18 protein-coding genes and 1 pseudogene are annotated in these 20,252 nt (G+C 61.0%); 13 read left to right on the forward strand and 6 right to left on the reverse strand.

Annotation, left to right across the window (positions count from 1 at the left end; all coding sequences use genetic code 11):
* The first annotated feature begins 131 nt into the window (after positions 1 to 131).
* From H0A72_RS20535 to H0A72_RS20590, 12 genes and pseudogenes are all read left to right on the forward strand, one after another.
* A complete protein-coding gene (locus H0A72_RS20535; RefSeq protein WP_281389353.1) occupies positions 132 to 341 on the forward strand; it encodes a helix-turn-helix domain-containing protein in 210 nt (69 codons plus the stop codon).
* Between the two features lie 28 nt (positions 342 to 369).
* Entirely contained in the window at positions 370 to 942 is a 573-nt protein-coding gene (locus H0A72_RS20540; protein WP_180158389.1) for an Hsp20/alpha crystallin family protein, read from the forward strand.
* A 100-nt stretch (positions 943 to 1,042) separates the two neighbouring features.
* On the forward strand, positions 1,043 to 3,892 hold the full coding sequence (gene clpK, locus H0A72_RS20545) for a heat shock survival AAA family ATPase ClpK (protein WP_180158390.1): 2,850 nt from the start codon (positions 1,043 to 1,045) through the stop codon (positions 3,890 to 3,892).
* A gap of 16 nt (positions 3,893 to 3,908) precedes the next feature.
* Positions 3,909 to 5,339: a cardiolipin synthase gene (cls, locus tag H0A72_RS20550; RefSeq protein ID WP_180158391.1), complete on the forward strand. Its 1,431-nt coding sequence runs from the start codon at positions 3,909 to 3,911 to the stop codon at positions 5,337 to 5,339.
* Between the two features lie 27 nt (positions 5,340 to 5,366).
* Positions 5,367 to 7,250 (forward strand): ATP-dependent zinc metalloprotease FtsH, encoded by a 1,884-nt coding sequence (ftsH, locus tag H0A72_RS20555; RefSeq protein ID WP_180158392.1) that lies wholly within the window; start codon positions 5,367 to 5,369, stop codon positions 7,248 to 7,250.
* On the forward strand, positions 7,247 to 7,687 hold the full coding sequence (trxC, locus tag H0A72_RS20560; RefSeq protein WP_180158393.1) for a thioredoxin TrxC: 441 nt from the start codon (positions 7,247 to 7,249) through the stop codon (positions 7,685 to 7,687). The genes ftsH and trxC overlap by 4 nt, the downstream gene beginning before the upstream one ends.
* 65 nt (positions 7,688 to 7,752) lie before the next feature.
* Positions 7,753 to 8,007 (forward strand): phosphate-starvation-inducible PsiE family protein, encoded by a 255-nt coding sequence (locus tag H0A72_RS20565; RefSeq protein WP_180158394.1) that lies wholly within the window; start codon positions 7,753 to 7,755, stop codon positions 8,005 to 8,007.
* 7 nt (positions 8,008 to 8,014) lie between these two features.
* The gene (locus tag H0A72_RS20570; protein ID WP_180158459.1) at positions 8,015 to 8,980 is read left to right on the forward strand and encodes a zinc metalloprotease HtpX; all 966 of its coding nucleotides are present in this window, start codon (positions 8,015 to 8,017) and stop codon (positions 8,978 to 8,980) included.
* Between the two features lie 23 nt (positions 8,981 to 9,003).
* Positions 9,004 to 10,158, forward strand: coding sequence for a S1C family serine protease (locus H0A72_RS20575; RefSeq protein ID WP_180158395.1), 1,155 nt, complete (start codon positions 9,004 to 9,006; stop codon positions 10,156 to 10,158).
* A 45-nt stretch (positions 10,159 to 10,203) separates the two neighbouring features.
* A pseudogene (locus H0A72_RS20580) lies at positions 10,204 to 10,488 on the forward strand (hypothetical protein); the annotation flags it as partial.
* 279 nt (positions 10,489 to 10,767) lie between these two features.
* The gene (locus H0A72_RS20585; protein WP_180158396.1) at positions 10,768 to 11,904 is read left to right on the forward strand and encodes a Fic family protein; all 1,137 of its coding nucleotides are present in this window, start codon (positions 10,768 to 10,770) and stop codon (positions 11,902 to 11,904) included.
* A complete protein-coding gene (locus tag H0A72_RS20590) occupies positions 11,901 to 12,101 on the forward strand; it encodes a type II toxin-antitoxin system PrlF family antitoxin (protein ID WP_180158397.1) in 201 nt (66 codons plus the stop codon). The genes H0A72_RS20585 and H0A72_RS20590 overlap by 4 nt, the downstream gene beginning before the upstream one ends.
* A gap of 499 nt (positions 12,102 to 12,600) precedes the next feature.
* On the opposite strand, the gene mobF is transcribed toward H0A72_RS20590, so the two are convergent.
* Complete coding sequence (gene mobF, locus H0A72_RS20595; protein WP_180158398.1) at positions 12,601 to 15,498, reverse strand: MobF family relaxase; 2,898 nt, start codon at positions 15,496 to 15,498, stop codon at positions 12,601 to 12,603.
* Positions 15,499 to 15,735: 237 nt separating this feature from the next.
* Here mobF and H0A72_RS22460 point away from each other — a divergent pair, with 237 nt between their 5' ends.
* Positions 15,736 to 16,482 carry a DUF2321 domain-containing protein gene (locus tag H0A72_RS22460; protein WP_343060230.1) on the forward strand — a complete coding sequence of 249 codons (747 nt, stop codon included), beginning with the start codon at positions 15,736 to 15,738 and terminating at the stop codon, positions 16,480 to 16,482.
* Here H0A72_RS22460 and H0A72_RS20605 read toward each other — a convergent pair.
* Genes H0A72_RS20605 through H0A72_RS20625 form a run of 5 tightly spaced genes read right to left on the reverse strand, consistent with a single transcriptional unit; the run spans position 16,460 to position 20,249 of the window.
* A complete protein-coding gene (locus H0A72_RS20605; protein ID WP_180158400.1) occupies positions 16,460 to 18,139 on the reverse strand; it encodes a type IV secretion system DNA-binding domain-containing protein in 1,680 nt (559 codons plus the stop codon). The two genes, H0A72_RS22460 and H0A72_RS20605, sit on opposite strands and share 23 nt — an antisense overlap.
* 12 nt (positions 18,140 to 18,151) lie before the next feature.
* Positions 18,152 to 18,586: a hypothetical protein gene (locus H0A72_RS20610; RefSeq protein WP_180158401.1), complete on the reverse strand. Its 435-nt coding sequence runs from the start codon at positions 18,584 to 18,586 to the stop codon at positions 18,152 to 18,154.
* A gap of 6 nt (positions 18,587 to 18,592) precedes the next feature.
* Positions 18,593 to 19,300: a StbB family protein gene (stbB, locus tag H0A72_RS20615; protein WP_180158402.1), complete on the reverse strand. Its 708-nt coding sequence runs from the start codon at positions 19,298 to 19,300 to the stop codon at positions 18,593 to 18,595.
* Positions 19,297 to 19,764 (reverse strand): hypothetical protein, encoded by a 468-nt coding sequence (locus H0A72_RS20620; protein WP_180158403.1) that lies wholly within the window; start codon positions 19,762 to 19,764, stop codon positions 19,297 to 19,299. Before H0A72_RS20620 ends, stbB begins: the two co-directional genes overlap by 4 nt.
* A 26-nt stretch (positions 19,765 to 19,790) precedes the next feature.
* Positions 19,791 to 20,249: a hypothetical protein gene (locus H0A72_RS20625; protein ID WP_180158404.1), complete on the reverse strand. Its 459-nt coding sequence runs from the start codon at positions 20,247 to 20,249 to the stop codon at positions 19,791 to 19,793.
* Positions 20,250 to 20,252 lie beyond the last annotated feature (3 nt).

The raw sequence follows: 20,252 nt of genomic DNA on the forward strand, positions 1-20,252 counted from the left end.
GAGATCCGGCCGCATTCGAGCCTGAATTACCAAACCCCACACGAGTTTGTGGGAAACCTGACCAACGAATTAACATCCGAGGCCAGAATCTCTAGTCCTTACTGGTAGGAAATTCCCGGACAGGTCAAACACTGTATGGACTCGCCGCGAAAGGGGAGATTCCTGCTTTCAAAATGGGTGGTGTATGGCGATTTCGGAGAGGCGAGATTGATCAGTGGATTGCCGATCAAACGCGAGCCAGCATGAAGAAGGAGGTGATGCGCAAGCGTGAACAGCAGAGATCAGCCGAACAGGACTTGTCGCAGCCGCGCAATGTCCGTCGCAGCAGGCGAACGAGTTAACTGAATCTTCTCTATTTGGAGGTGTAACATGGATATTGACTTCAAGAAGTTGGCACCCTGGAACTGGTTCAAGAAGGAGCAGGAGGAGCAGCAAACCGCCTCTTCCGCTCTGCCTGTGCAGCGCAATGATGTGCCAGTGCCTGGAGGGGCAGTCAGTCCGATCTTGCAGCTGCATCGCGAGATTGATCGTCTGTTCGATGATGCTTTTCGGGGGTTCGGATTTCCTACACTGGCCGTTCCGCGCTTGCCAGCCGACTGGCCGGGCATGCTGAAGCCGGCCCTGGATATCCAGGAAGCCGACAAACAGTACAAGATCGCTTTGGAACTTCCCGGTGTTGAGGAGAAGGATATCCAGATCACCCTCGACAACGACGTGCTGATAGTGCGTGGTGAGAAGCGTCAGGAGCAGGAAAAGAATGAGGGTGGCTTTCACCGCATCGAACGCTCGTATGGCAGTTTCCAGCGCGCCCTGAACCTGCCGGATGATGCCAACCAGGATTCGATCAAAGCCAGTTTCAAGAACGGAGTGCTGACGATCACCATGGACAAACGTGAGGTCAGTGCACCAAAACAGGGGCGTTTGATTCCGGTCAATAGCTGACGTCCTCAACCAACTCTTTCATATCGAAAGTGATCAAACGATCGGCGGGGCACTGTGACATACGGTGCCTCGCTGTCTCTCTAAGTTAAGGAGTGTCAGCATGGCCAGAAAACAATGTCAAGTCTGCGGCCAGATCGCCACGGTGCGGGTGGAAGCCAATCTCAATGGTCGCCACAGCACCATGCTGTTGTGTGACGATCACTATCGCCAACTGGTGCGCCAGCAGAAGCGTACCGTCTCGCCGCTCGAAGCGTTGTTCGGCTCACGTAACGGCCTATTCGAAGACTTCCTCGGCAGCGACTTCTTCCGCATCGGTGACGACGCACCGTCCATGGCGGCCGATACCGACGAGGTGGTCGATGCCTCGTTCGGCGAACCCGCCCCGGCCGGTACGGGCACTGCGCGCCGTCGCGGCAGTGGGCTCGCCAGCCGTATCAGCGAACAGTCCGAGGCCCTATTGCAGGAGGCCGCCAAACATGCCGCCGAATTTGGCCGCTCCGAAGTCGATACCGAACACCTGCTGCTGGCGCTATCCGACAGCGACGTGGTCAAGACCATCCTGGGGCAGTTCAAGATCAAGGTCGATGACCTCAAGCGACAGATCGAATCCGAAGCCAAGCGCGGCGACAAGCCGTTCGAGGGCGAGATCGGCGTGTCGCCCCGGGTCAAGGACGCACTGAGTCGTGCTTTCGTGGCGTCCAACGAACTGGGTCACTCGTATGTCGGCCCGGAACACTTCCTGATCGGCTTGGCAGAGGAAGGCGAAGGATTGGCGGCCAACCTGCTGCGCCGTTACGGTCTCACGCCGCAAGCGCTGCGTCAACAGGTTAGCAAGGTGGTCGGCAAGGGGGCCGAGGACGGGCGCGCTGAGACGCCGACCAACACACCTGAGCTCGACAAGTACTCGCGTGATCTCACCAAAATGGCGCGTGACGGCAAGCTCGATCCGGTCATCGGCCGTGCGCAGGAGATCGAGACCACCATCGAGGTGCTGGCCCGGCGCAAGAAAAACAACCCGGTGTTGATCGGTGAGCCCGGCGTCGGCAAGACCGCCATTGTCGAAGGGCTGGCGCAGCGCATGGTAGCCGGCGAAGTGCCCGAGACGCTGCGCGACAAGCGTCTGGTCGAACTCAACATCAACGCCATGGTGGCAGGCGCCAAGTACCGCGGCGAGTTCGAGGAGCGCGTGCAGAAGGTTCTCAAGGAAGTGACCGAGCACCAGGGCGAGCTGATTCTCTTCATCGACGAGGTGCACACCATCGTCGGTGCAGGCCAGGGTGGCGGCGAAGGCGGGCTGGACGTGGCCAACGTGTTCAAGCCGATGATGGCGCGCGGCGAACTGAACCTGATCGGCGCTACCACGCTCAACGAGTATCAGAAGTACATCGAGAAGGACGCCGCGCTGGAGCGTCGCTTCCAGCCGGTGATGGTGCCCGAGCCGACGATAGCGCAGACCATGATGATCCTGCGCGGCCTGCGCGACACCTTCGAGGCGCACCACAAGGTCAGCATCACCGAGGATGCGATCATCGCCGCCGCCGAGTTGTCCGACCGCTACATCACCGCCCGCTTTCTGCCCGACAAGGCCATTGACCTGCTCGACCAGGCTGCCGCGCGCGTGAAGCTGTCGGCCACGGCCCGCCCGGTGGCCGTACAAGAGCTGGAGTCCGAACTGCACCAGTTGCGGCGTGAGCAGGACTACGTGGCCTCGCGCAAGCAGTACGACAAGGCCGCCGAGCTCGGCAAGCGCATCGAGGCCAAAGAGGCCGAACTCAAGAAGCTCGTCGAGGAATGGGAACGCGAGCGCGCCTCGGGCAGCGCCGAAGTCAAGGCCGAGCATGTCGCGCAGATCGTCTCGCGCCTGACCGGCATTCCGGTCAACGAGCTGACGGTGGAAGAACGCGAGAAGCTGCTGCATCTGGAGCAGCGGCTGCACGAGCGCCTCGTGGGTCAGGACGAAGCGGTGCGCGCGGTGGCCGATGCCGTGCGGTTGTCGCGCGCGGGCCTGCGCGAAGGCGGCAAGCCGGTGGCGACTTTTCTGTTCCTCGGGCCGACCGGCGTGGGCAAGACCGAGCTCGCCAAGGCGCTGGCCGAGTCCATCTATGGCGATGAAGGTGCGCTGCTGCGTATCGACATGTCCGAGTACGGGGAACGCCATACCGTGGCACGCCTGGTGGGCGCGCCTCCGGGTTATGTGGGCTATGACGAGGGCGGCCAGCTCACCGAGAAGGTGCGTCGCAAGCCCTACAGCGTGTTGCTGCTGGACGAGATCGAGAAGGCTCACCCCGACGTCTACAACATCCTGCTGCAGGTGTTCGACGACGGGCGGCTCACCGACGGCAAGGGCCGGGTGGTGGATTTCACCAATACCATCATCATCGCCACCTCGAACTTGGGCTCGGACATCATCCAGCGTCGGCTGAAGGCCGGTGGCGCCGCCGGCGAGGAATACGAGAAGACCAAGTCCGAGGTGATGGACGTGCTGCGCGGGCATTTCCGCCCCGAGTTCCTCAACCGCATCGACGAGATCATCGTTTTCCATGCGCTGGGCAAGGAGGAGATCCGCCATATCGTCGGCCTGCAGCTCGATCGTGTGGCCCGCAACGCCGCCAGCCAGGGTGTGACGCTGACCTTCGATCAGACCTTGATCGACCACTTCGCGGAGGAAGGCTACAAGCCCGAGTTCGGCGCGCGGGAGCTCAAGCGGCTGATCCGCAGCGAGCTGGAAACGGCTCTGGCGCGCGAGATACTGGGTGGCGGTATCGGCAAGGGCGATCACGCCAGCGCCCGCTGGGACGACAAGGCCGAACGGGTGGTCTTCGAGCGCCAGGAGCCACCCGCGAAGCCGGCCGAGCCTGAAAAGCCCGATGCCGCGAACGTGGCCGAGGCACCGCCTAGCGACGCGAGCAAGCCTGTGCGCAAGAAGAAGTCAGCGGGCGGCGAATCTTGAGCGATGGGAGGCTGGCGTGTCCGACCCCAATGGGCTGACATGGGCAGCCACCCTCGTGTCGCTGGCGGTCGCTATCCCCACAGCGGGGCACGCGGTCATCTACAAGCGTGACCCTCGATCGGCCACGCTGTGGGTACTGCTGATCGCCTTGTTGCCGCTGGGCGGTTCGCTGTTGTATGGGCTGTTCGGCATCAACCGTTACCAGCGGCGGGCGCGGCGGCTCTTCTCGGGGGCAGATCCTGCTGCTCGGCAGGACCTCTCGCCCACGATGCCCGAGGCTGTATCGCCGCCGCTTGCCGGTCTGGCCCACCTAGTGGGACGCGCCACCGGCCAGTCGCTGACCGGCGGCAACCGCATCGAGCCGCTTGTCGATGGCGAGCAGGCCTACCCGGCCATGCTCGCCGCCATCGAATCGGCGCGGTACAGCGTCGCCTTGACCTCGTACATCTTCGACAGCCAAGGCATCGGGGCGCAGTTCGTCGATGCGCTGCGCCGGGCTCATGAGCGCGGCGTGCAAGTACGGGTGCTGATCGACGACGTGTATGCCCGCTGGACGCCCCGCAGCGCCTACCGCGCCTTGCAGCGCGCCGGCGTTCCGGTGGCGACGTTCAACCCGACATTGATTCCCGCGCGCCTGCATGCCGCGCATCTGCGCAATCACCGCAAGCTGCTGGTGATCGATGGCGAGACGGGTTTCACCGGCGGCATGAACATCTTCGGTCCGTATTGGCGGCCCGATGCGCCGGAGCAGGCCTGTCACGATTTGCACTTTCGTCTGCGCGGGCCGGTGGTAGAGCATCTGATGCGGAGCTTCACCGATGATTGGTGCGATACCACGGGCGAGCGGCTCAGCAAGGGTTACTGGGGCGAACCGCACGCAACGGCTGATGAGCCGGGAACCAGTTGGGCGCGCGGCATCGAGGCCGGTCCCGACGAGGCCCTGGACCGGATGCGCTGGACCTTCATGGGCGCTTTGAGCGCGGCGAAGCATTCGGTGCGCATCTGGACACCTTACTTCGTGCCCGATCAGCCGATGATCGCGGCGCTAAGCACGGCCGCGTTGCGCGGCGTGCGTGTCGACGTGCTGACGCCTGCGAACGGTGACCATCCCATGGTGCAATGGGCCGCGCGCGCCCACTACTGGCAGGTGCTGGAGCACGGTGTGCGCATCTTCGAACGGCCTGGCCCGTTCGACCATAGCAAGCTGATGCTGGTAGACGGAGCGTGGTGCTGCCTGGGTTCGGCCAATTGGGATGCACGCAGCCTGCGTCTGAACTTCGAGTTCAATGTGGAGGTGTACGACACCGCGTTGTCTACGCGGCTGTCATCCCTTTTTGATGCCGCCCGTGATGCGGCGGACGAGATATCGGCGATGGCGTTGCGCGCCCGCCCGCTGGCCATCCGCTTGCGCGACGGGGTGGCCCGTCTGTTCACCCCCATTCTCTAGCGACACGACTTGCGAGGAACATTGCCCATGGAAAAGAAAGATCAATGGAATATCGGTTACTGGATCGTCGCGATCCTCTTGTTGCTCATGTTGCAGAACTACTGGCAGGCGGCTCAGACGGTCGAGCCCGTGCCATACAGCGAATTCGAGAAGGCGCTGGCGGAGGGGCGCGTTGCCGAAGTACTGGTGTCGGACCGCACGGTCACCGGGCGCCTGAAATCGCCTGATAGCCGTGGCAAGACGACGATCGTGGCCACCCGGGTCGAACCCGACCTCGCAGATCGCCTGTCGAAATATGAAGTGCCCTATGCCCGTGTGGTGGAAAGCACCTGGCTGCGCGACATCCTGTCGTGGATTCTGCCGGCCATAGCCTTCTTTGGGGTCTGGTTCTTCCTGTTCCGACGCTTCGCTGAGAAACAGGGCATGGGCGGCTTCCTGAGCATTGGCAAGAGCCGCGCCAAGGTATTCATGGAGAAGAATACCGGTGTGACCTTTGCCGATGTCGCTGGCGTTGATGAAGCCAAGGCGGAGTTGGTTGAGATCGTCGACTTCCTCAAGAATCCGCAGGAGTATGGACGGCTCGGGGCGCGCATTCCCAAGGGCGTGTTGCTGGTTGGCCCACCGGGCACGGGCAAGACACTGCTGGCCAAGGCCGTGGCCGGCGAGGCGGCGGTGCCCTTCTTCTCCATCTCCGGATCAGAGTTCGTCGAGATGTTTGTCGGCGTGGGAGCGGCCCGTGTGCGCGACCTGTTCGAACAGGCGCGTGCGCAGGCACCGGCGATCATCTTCATCGATGAGCTGGATGCCCTGGGCCGTGCACGCGGTGTCGGAGGACCGAACGGTGGACACGACGAGCGTGAGCAGACGCTGAACCAGTTGCTCACCGAAATGGACGGCTTTGACAGCTCGGTCGGACTGATCATCCTCGCAGCCACCAACCGGCCGGAGATCCTGGATCAGGCCTTGCTGCGCGCCGGTCGCTTCGACCGTCAGGTGCTGGTAGATCGCCCCGACAAGAAGGGGCGCCTGGATGTCCTGAAGGTCCATGTCAAGAAGATCACCCTGGCCCACGATGTCGATCTGGAACAGGTGGCGGCGCTGACCACTGGCTTTTCCGGCGCCGATCTGGCCAATCTCGTCAACGAGGCAGCGTTGGCCGCGACCCGGCGCAAGGCTCAGGCCGTGGAACTGCAGGACTTCACTGCCGCCATCGAGCGCATCGTGGCTGGTCTGGAGAAGAAGAACCGCGTGCTCAATCCAAAGGAGCGGGAAACCGTCGCCTATCACGAGATGGGACACGCGCTGGTGGCGCTGGCGCTGCCCGGCACCGACCCAGTACACAAGGTTTCAATCGTTCCGCGTGGCATCGGTGCACTCGGCTACACCCTGCAGCGGCCCACCGAAGACCGGTTTCTGATGACACGTGCCGACCTGGAGCACAAGATCGCCGTGCTCCTGGGCGGGCGTGCGGCCGAGAAACTCGTGTTTGGCGAGCTGTCCACAGGGGCTTCAGACGATCTCGCGCGGGCCACCGACATCGCCCGCGACATGATTACCCGCTTCGGCATGGATGAGGGCTTGGGGTACGTTGCTTTTGAGGCACAGAGGCCGCCTTTTCTTGATGCGCCTGAACTGGCACAGGGTGGCTGCCGAGTAGCCGAATCGACTCAGGCACGCATCGACCAAGCCATCCGTGACATCGTGATGGGTGTGTTTGATCGTGCATACCGAATTCTCGAAATTAACCGAGAAGTACTGGAGCGGTGCGCGCGCGAACTGCTCGCACAGGAAACGCTGGATGAATACAGCATCCGGCAACTGACGCAAGGGCTACAGCTCGAATCCCCATGTCACAGCGGCCCAACTGCCGGAGCCATTACTTCCCCTGTGTCCCAAGGAGCCACCTCATGAGTGACAGCATTCATATCGTCTGTCCACACTGCCAATCCATCAATCGCGTGCCAGCCAACAAGTTGGCAGAGAAGCCCAATTGCGGGCGGTGCCAGCACCCGCTGTTCACCGGAGAACCCATTGATCTGACCACAGCGACCTTCGCCCGTCATCTGGAGCGCAGTGAGCTGCCGGTGCTGGTTGACTTTTGGGCGCCGTGGTGCGGACCGTGCAAGATGATGGCGCCGCAGTTCGAGCAGGCCGCTAAACAGCTAGAGCCACGCGTGCGACTGGTAAAGCTCAATACCGAAGCCGAACAGGGGCCGGCTGCGAGGCATGGCATTCGCAGCATCCCCACCATGGTCCTGTTTCACGGTGGCCGTGAGATCGCTCGACAGAGTGGCGCTATGGGTGCGCAGGACATCGTGCGCTGGGTGGTTTCGCAACTGCCCCAATGATTCAGGCGCAATCGAGTAGCCTTCTCGGACATTAAAGTTGCACTGAAAGAGAGCGCGCAACGCTTATGAGTAAAGAATCTGACCATATGGCCCTTGACGAGATACGCTCCCAGTGGCGGTTGATGACGGTTTACGAGCGTTTCGAGCAGTTCGTTGCCATCATGGCGCTGCTGATCGCGATCCTGGTACTGGCCCGCAAGTTCATCATCCTCGAACCCGACGTTGATCCTGCCAAAGTGGCCGCGCTGGCGGGGACGGTACTGGCGTTGGGGCTGACTTATTGGCTCATGCGTGAACGCGACGACCGGAAGAGCGGGTAATTGGACCATGGCTCTATCTGGTCTAGCCGGCCGACACGATGCCAGGTCGAGGCACCGCTGGCTCAATCGCTTTCAAACCGTACTGCTGGTTTTGACCCTGGTGGGGATCGCGGCTACCGCTGGCAGTCTGCTGTTCGGCGAGATTGGCCTCTGGCTAGCACTGGCAACCTGCGCATTGACTCTGCTGATCGAACCTGTCGCCGCCTCCGCGATGACCTTGCGCCTCTATGGCGCCCGTCTCTTGCATTACCAGGAAGCCCCCGCAATCTGGTCGCTGTTGCGGGAGTTGGCCGCGCGCGCCGGATTGCCGAATACGCCGGTTCCCCACTATGTGCCCAGCGGTATCGTCAACGCTTTTGCTACTGGTTCGCGATGCCATGCCTCCATTGCCCTCACTGATGGCCTGCTCCGCAGCCTGAGTATCCGGGAACTGCAAGCCGTGCTGGCGCATGAGGTCGCACACATCGCTCAAGACGATCTGCGTGTCATGGGCCTGGCTGATTCGATCAGCCGGCTCACGAGCCTGCTGGCATTGCTGGGTCAGATTACGCTCCTGATCAGTATGCCGGCGCTGTTGGCCGGTGCCGTAGAAATTAACTGGCTTGGCTTACTGCTGTTGGCCGCTTCGCCGCAACTGGCACTGCTCGCGCAGTTGGGCCTGTCACGCGTGCGAGAGTTCGATGCCGACCGGATGGCCGTAGAGCTGACGGGGGATCCGCACGGGCTCGCCTCGGCGCTGGCGAAGATCGAGCGGGTGAGCCGCTCGTGGCGCGCCTGGATGTTGCCCGGTTGGGGCAATCCCGAACCGTCCTGGTTGCGCACGCATCCGACGACAGAGGATCGTATCGCGCGCCTGATGGCGTTGGCGCCTCAGCCATCGCAGACCCTGCCGTTCCAAACGGAATATCTCGCGCCAAGGTCGTTCGCCCCGATGCGCCCACCACGCCGGGGCCTGAGCGGCCTTTGGCGCTAAGTCACTCGAAAGGAACCCCCGTCATGGCTTACCCCGATCCTTACCCACAACGCCCATCTCCGGATCAATTCGTCCGGCGGTGGCTCTTCATCACCGCGTGCGTTGCCGCACTCATGCTGTTCTGGCAGTTCCTGCCCGCCATCGAGGCCTGGTTCAGTCCGCGCGAAGCCGCCGAGCGCACCGTCACGCCGCGTGGCGATCTGGCCGCTGATGAAAAGGCCACCATCGAACTGTTCGAGAAATCCCGAGCATCGGTGGTCTACATCACGACGTCCCAACTGGTGCGCGATGCCTGGACGCGCAACGTCTTTTCCGTGCCGCGCGGGACGGGTTCGGGTTTTATCTGGGATGACGCCGGTCACGTCGTTACCAACTTTCATGTGATCCAGGGGGCGTCGGAGGCCACGGTCAAACTGGCCGACGGCCGCGATTACCAAGCCGCGCTGGTCGGCGTGAGTCCGGCCCACGATATCGCGGTGCTCAAAATCGGCGTTGGCTTCCAGCGCCCGCCCGCCGTTCCGGTCGGCACCAGCGCAGACCTCAAGGTGGGGCAAAAGGTGTTCGCCATCGGCAACCCCTTCGGCCTGGATTGGACACTCACCAAAGGCATCGTGTCCGCGCTCGATCGATCGCTACCCGGGGAATCTGGCGGAGTGACCATCGAACACCTGATTCAAACCGATGCCGCCATCAACCCCGGCAACTCGGGTGGGCCGTTGCTCGATTCGGCCGGCCGCCTGATCGGCATCAACACAGCGATCTACAGCCCTTCCGGCGCATCGGCTGGGATCGGCTTCGCCGTGCCGGTGGACACGGTCATGCGTGTGGTGCCACAACTCATCAAGACCGGCAAATACATCCGCCCGGCGCTTGGGATCGAGCTAGACGAGCAGCTCAACCGCCGATTGCAGGCGCTGACCGGCACCCGAGGCGTGTTTGTGCTCCGCGTCGCCCCTGGCTCAGCGGCGCAAAAGGCGGGACTGAGCGGTATCACCTTTGGCCCCGAAGGCATCGTGCCGGGAGACCGCATCACAGGCATGGATGGCGTTCCCGTCGACGATGTCGCCAAACTGCTCGCACGGCTTGACGACCGAAAGGTAGGAGATGTGGTGGTCTTGTCAGTTGAGAGGGCCGGTAAGCTACGGGAGGTGCGCGTGGAGTTGCAACCTGGCATCTGATCTGGAGTTGAGGACATTTGGGGGTTGGCAAAGAATGACGATGGGATGCATGAAGTATTCGCGCCGCAGAAATTTCTGCCAGAGGCTAGGCGGGAGCAGGACGCCCGGTCGGCTGCGCAGGACACAGCTTTAATGCGGGCATTCGGACTGGCGCACCACTGGCAACGCCTCTTGGACGAGCAGCGGGCTGCGTCAATGGCCGAGATCGCGGAGGCCGAAGGTATGGACGTGACGCAGGTGCGTCGGGTCATTCGGCTGACGTTATTGGCGCCCTGCACAATTGAGCGCCTTGCCTCCTCTGCTGCCGTTTCATTAGACGCAGTCCTGCGATGCGAAAAGCGGGGGTTGACAGGCGAATCTGCGGACATTCAAGCAGGTTTTTCGGCCTGGTTGGTGGCCGGAAGGGCCGCTCAACCTCGCCTGTTTTCCGGGGCCAGTTCAACTCCCGAAACGGGAATCGAACCCGCGGCCGTCATCCTGACCAAAAGCGCACCCATTTACACCCATTCCCGGAAATGCGGCCGCCATGCGGCGAATGGTGTCCTCTATCGCCGCACTAACTGCGGCGAATAACTTGCGCATGCGGAGATTGCGGATCATAATCTCCGCATGAATAGCGGCGATTACAAATATATCTGGCAGGCCGGCGACTGGCCGGACTGGCGTTTCGACCTGGCGGTGTTGGCCGGGCCCATGGCCGAGGTCAGTCGTGCCCAGGGGCTGTTGCTGGGGCGACTGGCTGACGTCGGCATGGCGCTGCGCGCTCAGGCGAGCCTCGCGGCGCTCACCGAGGACGTGATCAAGACCAGCGAGATCGAGGGCGAGCAGCTCAATGTCGAATCGGTGCGCTCGTCCATCGCGCGCAGGCTGGGCGTGGACATCGGTGCGCTTGCGCCGGTCGATCGGCACGTCGAGGGCGTGGTCGAGATGGTGTTGGATGCCACGGCCAACTGCCAGGCTCCGGTAACACGGGAGCGTCTGTTCGGTTGGCATGCCGCACTGTTTCCCACCGGTTACTCCGGACTCTCCAAGATCAAGGTCGGCGGCTGGCGCGACGATGCCAGCGGGCCCATGCAGGTGGTGTCCGGCCCCATCGGCCGCCAGCGGGTGCATTTCGAAGCACCACCGGCCGATCGCCTCGAGGCCGAAACCAGCTGCTTCCATGACTGGCTCAATGGTGTCTCGAACGAGCCGCCCCTCATCAAGGCCGGTCTCGGTCATTTATGGTTCGTCACTCTGCACCCCTTCGATGACGGGAACGGCCGTATCGCACGGGCCATCGGCGATCTGCTCCTGGCGCGCGCCGATGGCAGCCCGCAACGCTTCTACAGTTTGTCGGCGCAGATCCAGCGCGAACGCAAGGCTTACTACGACATCCTCGAGCGGACGCAGAAGCAGTCGATGGACGTCACCGAGTGGCTCGCCTGGTTCCTCGACACGCTCCATCGCGCTGTCGGTCAGGCGCAGCACACCCTCGACTCCGTATTGGCCAAGGCGCGGTTCTGGCAGCGCTGGGCAACCACGCCACTGAACGAGCGACAGGTGAAGTTGCTGAACAAGCTGCTCGACGGCTTTGAAGGCAAGCTCACCAGCAGCAAGTGGGCGGCCATTGCCAAGTGCTCGTCCGACACAGCCCTGCGTGACATCAACGATCTGCTTGCACGGGGTGTACTGCGGAAATCGGATGCAGGCGGGCGCAGTACAAGCTATGTGTTGGACGATGCTCCAACGGGGGAGCGCGCATGAAGAAGGACGCAGACGACGCGGAAACTGCCATCATCAGCTCATCCGAGAAGGTTGTTCTGGATTTCCTCGAGCGGGACATCGCCGCGCAGCCCGAACGGTTGCAGCCTGTCACTGCCGAGCAGGTGCGCCGTATTCAGTCGCTGGTTGGAGACGTTTCGGTAGAGCTCGACACTCCACTGCCGCCAGACGATGCGTAACTCAGATCAACAGAAGAATCGCTTGGCTCGTCGGCCGAACAGCGCCTTCATGGACTCCTGCGGTAATCCCCCCGGAACTAGGGGCGCTCAAAAGTAGAGTTAAGCGGCCATGGCCAGCCGCTGTTTGGGGTTGAGTCCGTCCCGTCTCGCATCCGGCGCCAGGAACCGCCTGAAGGCCGTTTTCTTTGGTCGCTCGGCCCTCGGTCGTCCCATCCATGCAGTGACCAACCACAACCCATCGACCCGAAACCCGCATAAAACCAGGGGGAAGCCTCGCGAACGCTCGCGAGGTCAGTAGAGAAAAACAGAGAACAGAGAGGCGGGAGAGGGCGAAAACGGGGCTGCGAAACCATCCACCGCTCTCGAGGCCATGCCCAGAAACCGCGCCAATACTGGCGTTCCAGGCAAAAAAAATCCCAACCGATAAGGGTTGGGATTTGGTAACTTGGTGGACTACCCACCAATTACACATTGCCTGCAACCGGCCTGCACAATTGCGTCAATCTACCTCAAGGTCAGATTCGACAGGTAGAGTCGATGCGGCCAGCTCCTTTTCATCCTGGCCAAAGACCTTTGCGGCAGCAGGCTGCAGGTCGTGCGCCAGTCCCTTGTAAGTCTGCCTGTCCACTCTTTCCGGCAGCTTCTCTGCATCGTCGGTGAACACCGTCACCTCATGCCGTTCCCGCGAGATGCTGACGTAGTAGGTGTCCTGGGCGGTGGTGCGGCTGAAGCTCTCGGCGTTGTAAAGCACCCGGTCGCAGGTCAGCCCCTGAGCGCTGTGCGCGGTGGTGGCATAGGCGTAGTCCATGTTCAAGGGCCGGTCTGTGGGTAGCTGGACATGACGGCCCTGGGTTTCCAGTGTGACGATGCTTGCGTCAATGGCTACGACTTTCGCCTGCTGCCCGTTGACCAGGTCATGCTCGGCATTGTTGCGTGTGATGCGGACATGGTCGCCCACGGATAATTCAGCCTCGTTCAAGTGATAGACCGACAGTTTGCTCATGGTCTTGGGGATGATCTCTGTGGGCTGTACGTTGGCAGCTTCCGCCTGGACAGGCGTGACGCTGATGCGGTCATGGCAGGTGTTGCCGGTCACACGGTAAAGTTCGCCGCGTTTCAGGCCGCATTTGTAGTCACGCTCAGGAATGACAATGTCGCCTACCGTGTAAAAACGGGCGACGCTGCGTTCAGCGCGCGTGGTGTCATGTCGTGTCAACATTTGGCATGGGTGGCCCTTGCCTTCCAGGCCGAGTGAAGCGTGGATGCATTGATTGATCTCATTCCTTGATGCGTTGGTGCCGGTCACGACAATGGTGTTGGCCTGTTCGGCGGCGCTCAACCCTGTGTAAGTCTTGGCGATGGCCTCATAACGGGCCGAGCTGTCGCGGGTCTTCCTGCCATGCTCGTCCGTGGTGAACTCGTCTGGAATCACGCGGATGGCATTCAGCAGCGGCAGTGACCGGCTGGCTTGGCCTGTAGCAGCGAATTCAACCGCCTGGCGCAACCGTGCCGTACGTTGGCGTTGGATGTCTCCCATCAATACGGTCTTCATTCCATGCTCCTGCAGCATGGCGAAGGCGCGGCCTGCCTCAATGGCTTTAGTCTGAGCCGTGTCGCCCAACAGCACGACTTTGGCGCCTGTCGGTTGGATGAGGGCCAGTAGCTTGTCCATCTGCCGCACAGGCACCACCCCTGCTTCGTCGATGACCACGACGGATGCTGGCCCCAGGGAATCCAGGAACGGGCGCTTGTCGGTAGCGGCCAGGACAGATGCAACGGTGTTGGCCGGAATGCCGTCATCGCGCAGGTTGCGAACCATGTTTCCGTAGGGCGCGAGCGCTGTCATGCTGTGACCTTGTTCACGCAGAATGGTTTGGGCGTTTTGCAGGGCGAAGGACTTCCCGGTGCCGGCTAAACCTTGGATGCCAGCTACTTGATCGCTGCCGGTGGTAACCAGCATGACCGCTTCGCGCTGGCCGGGTGTCAGAAGAGCGTCCAGGGCATTTTCTGCGTTGGCGGCGTTGATCGTGGAATGCCAGGCCCCCCGGCCAGCCTGTTCAACTGCCAATATCCTGGATTCCGCTTCATGGGCATTGCGGGTGGCGTAGCGGGGGCTTTCCATCAACAGGCGGCCCTGGGCAATGGCGTCATCAACCAGCTGCAGGGCAGCGTCCTGGTTCAAGCCAGCCAGCCGGGTGACTTCTGCCGCCCACCCTTCGCGGTTCATGGGCTGGGCTTCCTTGTCCTGTGTGCTGCTGTAGTGTGGCGCTTCCTGAATCAGCGCGCCAGATTCGACACGGCCCTGGATAGCCGCCTGAATGGCCGTGATATCGGTATGACCGCCGGCATGGCGGATGGCGCTGTGCAGAAGATCGGCCAGGGGCATGACCGATTCCCGTTCAGCCAGATGTTGAATAGCCCAATCCAGCGAAGCCTGCGCGACAAGATCGGCAGACGCTTTCTGTGCTTCGGGCGCTTGTCGTTCCGTGTCGTGGCGAGCCTCGTCAAACTGCATCCCGATAGCAGCAGCGGCTTCCCGCCACTGCTGGTGCAGTTCCGTGCGGCTGAAAGCCTGGGATTTCTCTTGGCGGTGCGCCAGATTGATGCCCTGGCGCAGTGCATGAGGCGCATTGTCGCGGGTTGTGCCGCGTGCAGTCAGTTCAGCCGTGATGCCGGCGCTGCGCTTACTGAAGAACTCGATCTGTTCACGAGTGATATGGGCTAGCTCGATATGGTTCTTTTCATGGCGGACGGCATACCCCAGAGCGCGAACATTACGTTCCAGTTCAGCTTGATAGATGGCATCGGTCACCCGCAGCAGCTTGAAAATGGCCTCGTTCGAGAGCGACACCCAGTTGCCGTCCGCACGCTGAGTCACGTTCATCAGCAGGGCGTGGACATGCAGGTGAGGGTCAGGCGCTGCATCTTCCGTAGGGCGCGCAGTCTCATGGCGGAACTTGGCAATGATGAGATTGTCGGTCTGTTCAACCCGAGACTTGCCGTTTTCCTTGCGTCGTCCCATAGTCAGATGCTGTTCAACATAGGCCAGGGCAGCAGCCACCGCCTGATCGTTGGCATAAATCAGGCGTTCATCGCCACCGATCAGCGCCTGCAGCGTGATGCTCTTGGGCGCACCAAAGGTCAGATCAAGGGCGGCACGGCCTTTGGCATCCTTGCGGATTGACCGGCCAGCCGTCACTCTCCGGCCAAAGTCGCCCTGCAACATAGCTTTGAATCGGGCAGGGTCGATCTCACCGACCGCGCCCAGGCGCCGGGCGCCTTTGCCTTGCCAGGTCGCGGCGCTACCGTCGCGGCTGTAGTAGTCGTCGGCCTGGTCAGCGTAGTAGTGGGTGGCAAGGGACGCGCGGGCGCGATAGATCTGGCTGTGGGAGATCATCGTGGCTCCAGAAAGGAAACTGATAGGGTGGACCGATTGATTAAGTGAAAGCCTACATATTGAAAAACTTAGTAATATCCTTCTTGCGCACGGGTGATTCGAAGCTGATCAGCCTGTCGCGGCTGGCCCCTAACATGGCGGTCATTCTCTAGCTTTTTGTCTCATAGATTTGGCGCATATTCGCCCGAATGGCTAGAGACCGGTTTAGCTTCATTATTTTTCGGTTAGGGGGAACCTGTGGGATATCACGATGTTCAGCAAGTCTGTATGAATGGTCATCAGATCACCGATTCGTACCATCGGTCGCCTGAATTTCGGAGGAAACATTGTTCTAAATGCGGGGCGGAAACAATCCATCAATGCCAAGCTTGCGGGTTTGACATACGTGGCGACTATCACGTAGAGGGAGTGTTCGCAGTGGGATTCAGGACTCCTGTTCCGACACACTGCGAAAATTGTGGGAAACCATTTCCATGGTTAGAGAAGAAGAAGCAACTTGCTGAAGCTGTCGATACTACTGTGGACGGCTTCAAGCTCCTGGAACACATTTGCAGCCGGTTTCATTTAGTCGCGAAACAACTACGGACAAGGTATAGTGACCGGCCTTCGTTATTGGTGAATGATGAATATGATGTCCAGGATCTGTTGCACGCGCTATTGAGAGTCCATTTCGAGGATATTCGACCTGAAGAATGGACACCCAGCTATGCTGGTGCTAGTTCAAGAGTCGACTTCCTTTTGAAGGACGAGCAGATTATTGTCGAAGTTAAAAAAACACGGGCGACGTTAAAGGCGAAGGATGTTGGAGAGCAACTGATCGTCGATATACAACGCTATCGCGCGCACCCTGACTGCAAAAAGCTAATCTGTTTTGTTTACGATCCGGAAGGATGGGTTGCGAATCCGCGTGGTTTAGAAAACGATCTGACGCGCAGCGAGGGTGATCTTGAGGTAAAGGTTCTTATTGTCCCGAAGGGGCACTAGGCCGAACTGATATCTTGACGGGTCTGGTCGTGGCAATGCTTGACGGCCGGTTGGCGTTACTCCAATCCTCAAAAGTCTTCGTTGCTGTTGTATACGCACTGAACGGCAAATTGACCTTTGTAATCGGGTAATTGCCTGCCAAGGCAATATATCCAGTTAATGCCGGCAGCGCTTGTATCTGCGCTGCCGTCACCACGTCTTCCGTCACCCGTTCCATGTTGTCCGATGTATTGCGATTGTCCGCACTGCGACTGATGCTGAACTTGGGGCGTTCCACTTCATGCTTGCCGAGGCTTTCGCTCATGTCCTTGGCCGTTTGCGGGTCGGTGCGGGAGCCGCCGAGCACGGCCAGGTTGCGGAAGCTGGCTCGGATGGTGGTTGCCATGGTGCGCCCGTATATGTGCTCCAGCTGTGATGTGCTTTGCAGGCCCGCCACGATACGCAGACCGTTCTTGCGGCCTTTGGTCAGGCCGGCTTCCAGTGAAGGCAGCGCTTCCAGGCTGGCCAGTTCATCAATGAACAGCCACCAGCGTCGGTAGGCGCTTTCAGGCATGGACAGAATGGAGGTGATGAACACGTCGGCCCAGGATGACACCAGGGGTTTCATGGAACTCATCATGTCTTCGCGCCAGTTGATATACAGGTTGCCGCCGTCTGGCTTTGCCAGCCAGTCACGGATGGAGAATCTGCCGGGTTTCATGCCGGTATGTTCCGAGAGCTTGTTCGACAACACGAATCGGGCTGAGGACAGCGCCTTGCTGGCTTCGCTGGAACCGACAAACAGGGATTCGGCCAGGGTGCCTTCCAGAAACTGCTTCAGCACCTTGGGATCTTCGATGGTGCAAAGCCGAAACAAGTCCATGATGCTGGCTTCTTCGCCCTGCAGCTCATAAAGTTTCTTTGCCGTTTCACGTAGCAGCAGGCGACCGAAATCGTTCCATTCCTCCGCATTGCGGTCCTGGCTCATGGGGACCATGGAACGGGCCAGCCGCTTCCAGTCGTAATCGGCTCGCACTTCGTTGAAGAAAGACCAGCCCTGGCTGCGGGCATCGTAGGGATTGAGGATGACATCGTTGGGCTGCCAGAATTTGCTCAGCAGATCGCCATTGGGGTCAATGACGATCATGCGGTCATTGCGTGTTGGCGTCTGGCCGGGTAGATGCCTGACCATGTCATGCTGTGAGCGTTTGAGCACCGATGCCGCCATGTTTCGCAGCAGCACAGATTTACCGGAACCTGTCGCCCCGCTGATAAGCAGGTGCAGATTCTCATTGGCGGTCGGCATGGGGATGCCGCCCACGTCTATCTGCATCTTGCCGCGCTCTTCACACTGGCGTGCCAGATTTTTAGCGCTGGTGGTGCGGGTGCCGCGCACAAAGCGTTTGTAGGCCGCGCCTTCGAAGCCTTCTGTCCTGGCAGTGCGTCCTATGAAAAGAATCAACATCAGGGAAAGAACCAGGCCGACACCTAGCGCACCGTAGAGCAGAGGGTACTGCGGTGTGAGCATCACAAAATACCGGAAGGTGCGGGCGTTCCAGTCGCGCCATTGCATCTGGCTGGCCCAGGTGGCTGCTGCCATCCAAGTGGCCGTTGGAAACAGCACCAACGAGAAGGCGGCAATACGCCGCCGGGTGATGGGTGAGATCAGGGTGGACATGGGGCATGAACCTCAAGAAATCAGAAGCTGACCCAGGGCAAGCCCGGCCAGTAGCCCACCCAGCACACCGGCTGCGCCGCCCACTGCCAGGGCGATGATGGCCATGCGGCGCGCTGATCGGTGGGCAATGCGGGCGTATTGCGCGGATTCCTGGCTCAGCTGATCCAGCCGGGTGCCGGTGTCGGTGAGCATGGCCTGCAGGGTGTGCTGAAGTTGCTGGTTTACTGGCTTCGCAGCCGTTTCCAGGGTGGCGCTCAGGTGGCGGCTGAGTTGTTGCGGCAGCATCTGCTGGGTTTCGCTCATAGACTGAATCTGCTGCTGGGCGACGTCCAAGGTACGGGTGACGGCTTCCAGCCTGTCCACCAGGCCGGCGACTTCGCCCAGGACTTCGTGGTACAGCAAATCCAGTTTTGAACGGGGGCCGCTGGGCGGGGTGTGGGCGTCCATGACGGATTACGAGAACAAGGCAGCGAAGGCTGCATTCATCTGCCTGTCCACCGGCTTGGCCAGGGCGCGCAGGGCGTGGCGGTTACTCAGCTGCGAGATGCGGGCATGGTCGTCAGGGTCGGCGCTGCGCAGCAGGGCGCGATAGTCGGTCTGGTCGGCTAGGACATCGGCAATGGTGGTGCGCTGGTCGGCCAGCAGTTCGAAGACTTCGTTTTCGTAGACGGCGGCCTGGGGGTTGGCCTGAACTTCGCCTGACTTGGCGGCATAGGCCAGGATGGAGGGAAACTCTTCCTCGACGCTGCTAGCAACCCGGTTGAAAAGGATCCGCACCCGATCCGGGTCTACACCCAGTTCAGCCAGCGCAGCCACGGTTTTGATGGTTTCTCGCTGAGCTTTGCCCGTATTGATGACCGGCAGCACGAAGTAGCTCATTTCTTCGTGCGCGCCTTCGTAGCGCATCATGTGGGTCAGAAAATCTTCGATGTTGCTGGCCCCCACATCGACAATGGCGTCATCCCGGGTGAGCAGTTCACGGAACAGGCGGCCAAAGTGCTCACCGCGCAGTTGATCGACGTTCAAGCCCAGGTCGGCCCCGGTTTCGTTCGTGGATTCCACCGCAAAAATCTGCGCCCCGTTCATGCGGGGTGCGAGCAGGTGGGAAGCAACAACCGTCTTGCCAACGGAGCCGGTGTAGTTGAGAACGGCGACTTTCATGGTTTATTCCTTGTGGTGGTGCTGTCAGTGGAGAGAGAGGGCTTATCCTGGCCTTCACGGCGCAGGGCTTCCAGGTCGATACGCATGTCGCGAATCTTTCGCAGGTCGCCGGGTGTCTGGATGTTGCGGGGCCGGCCCTGGATGGCATCAAGGGCCGGTGCGGTTGCGGGTGGCGCTTTGGGTGGCGTGGCGGGCGCAGCATGTGGTGTCGTAGAAGCTGCTGGCCCGGTTGCAGCAGATCGCTGGGCCTTGCGCCAGCGGTACAGCGTGATGGCGTAGGTGCTGTACTGGACCGACAGGCCCGCTGCGGCCAGATCATCCAGCACGGCTGCATGGGGAACGCCTGAGGCGAGCTCAGCTTCGATCAGAGGGAAGAGCGCGCGCAGCTGGGCGGCGATGCTGATGCGGGGGTCCAGCTCAGCGAGCGCGGCCCGGTAGCGTGCGACGGGAGCGGATTCAGTCATAGGGTTCCAGGGGGGATTGATGCCGCTTATCGCGACAATTCAGGAAAGACGGCAGCCTGCTTGGCAACCAGCCAGGAGCGGCCCGTGGCCAGCGCTTCGTCGTAGGCGGATTGTTCGTCTGTGAACAGGGCAGTCTTGCCGTGGGTGGAAAATTGACCTCCGCCGACTTCCTGGCCGTTTTCCAGCAGGCGCAGGGTGAAGCAACCCGTATCGGCGGGGTGGGGAAGAATCTCGAAATTGAAGCGCAGCCTGGCCTGGGTGACTTCGTCGTAGAACTGTTTTTCGACTTCGCGAAGCCGGGCGGTCCACTCCGGGCCGATGCGGTCCAGGGCTTCCGCGATGCTGTAGTCGCATTCGCGCAACCAGTCGCAGCGGTTCAGGATGAGCGCCGCAGTGAGCGCTTCGCCCAGGCTCATGGTGCCGATGCCATGAAGGGCGGCTTCCTGTGCGATGTTGAGCATGCGGGTGTCGATGGTCGAGTGCATGGA

Source organism: Parapusillimonas granuli (genome assembly GCF_013416525.1).
GTDB classification, from domain to species: domain Bacteria; phylum Pseudomonadota; class Gammaproteobacteria; order Burkholderiales; family Burkholderiaceae_B; genus Parapusillimonas; species Parapusillimonas granuli.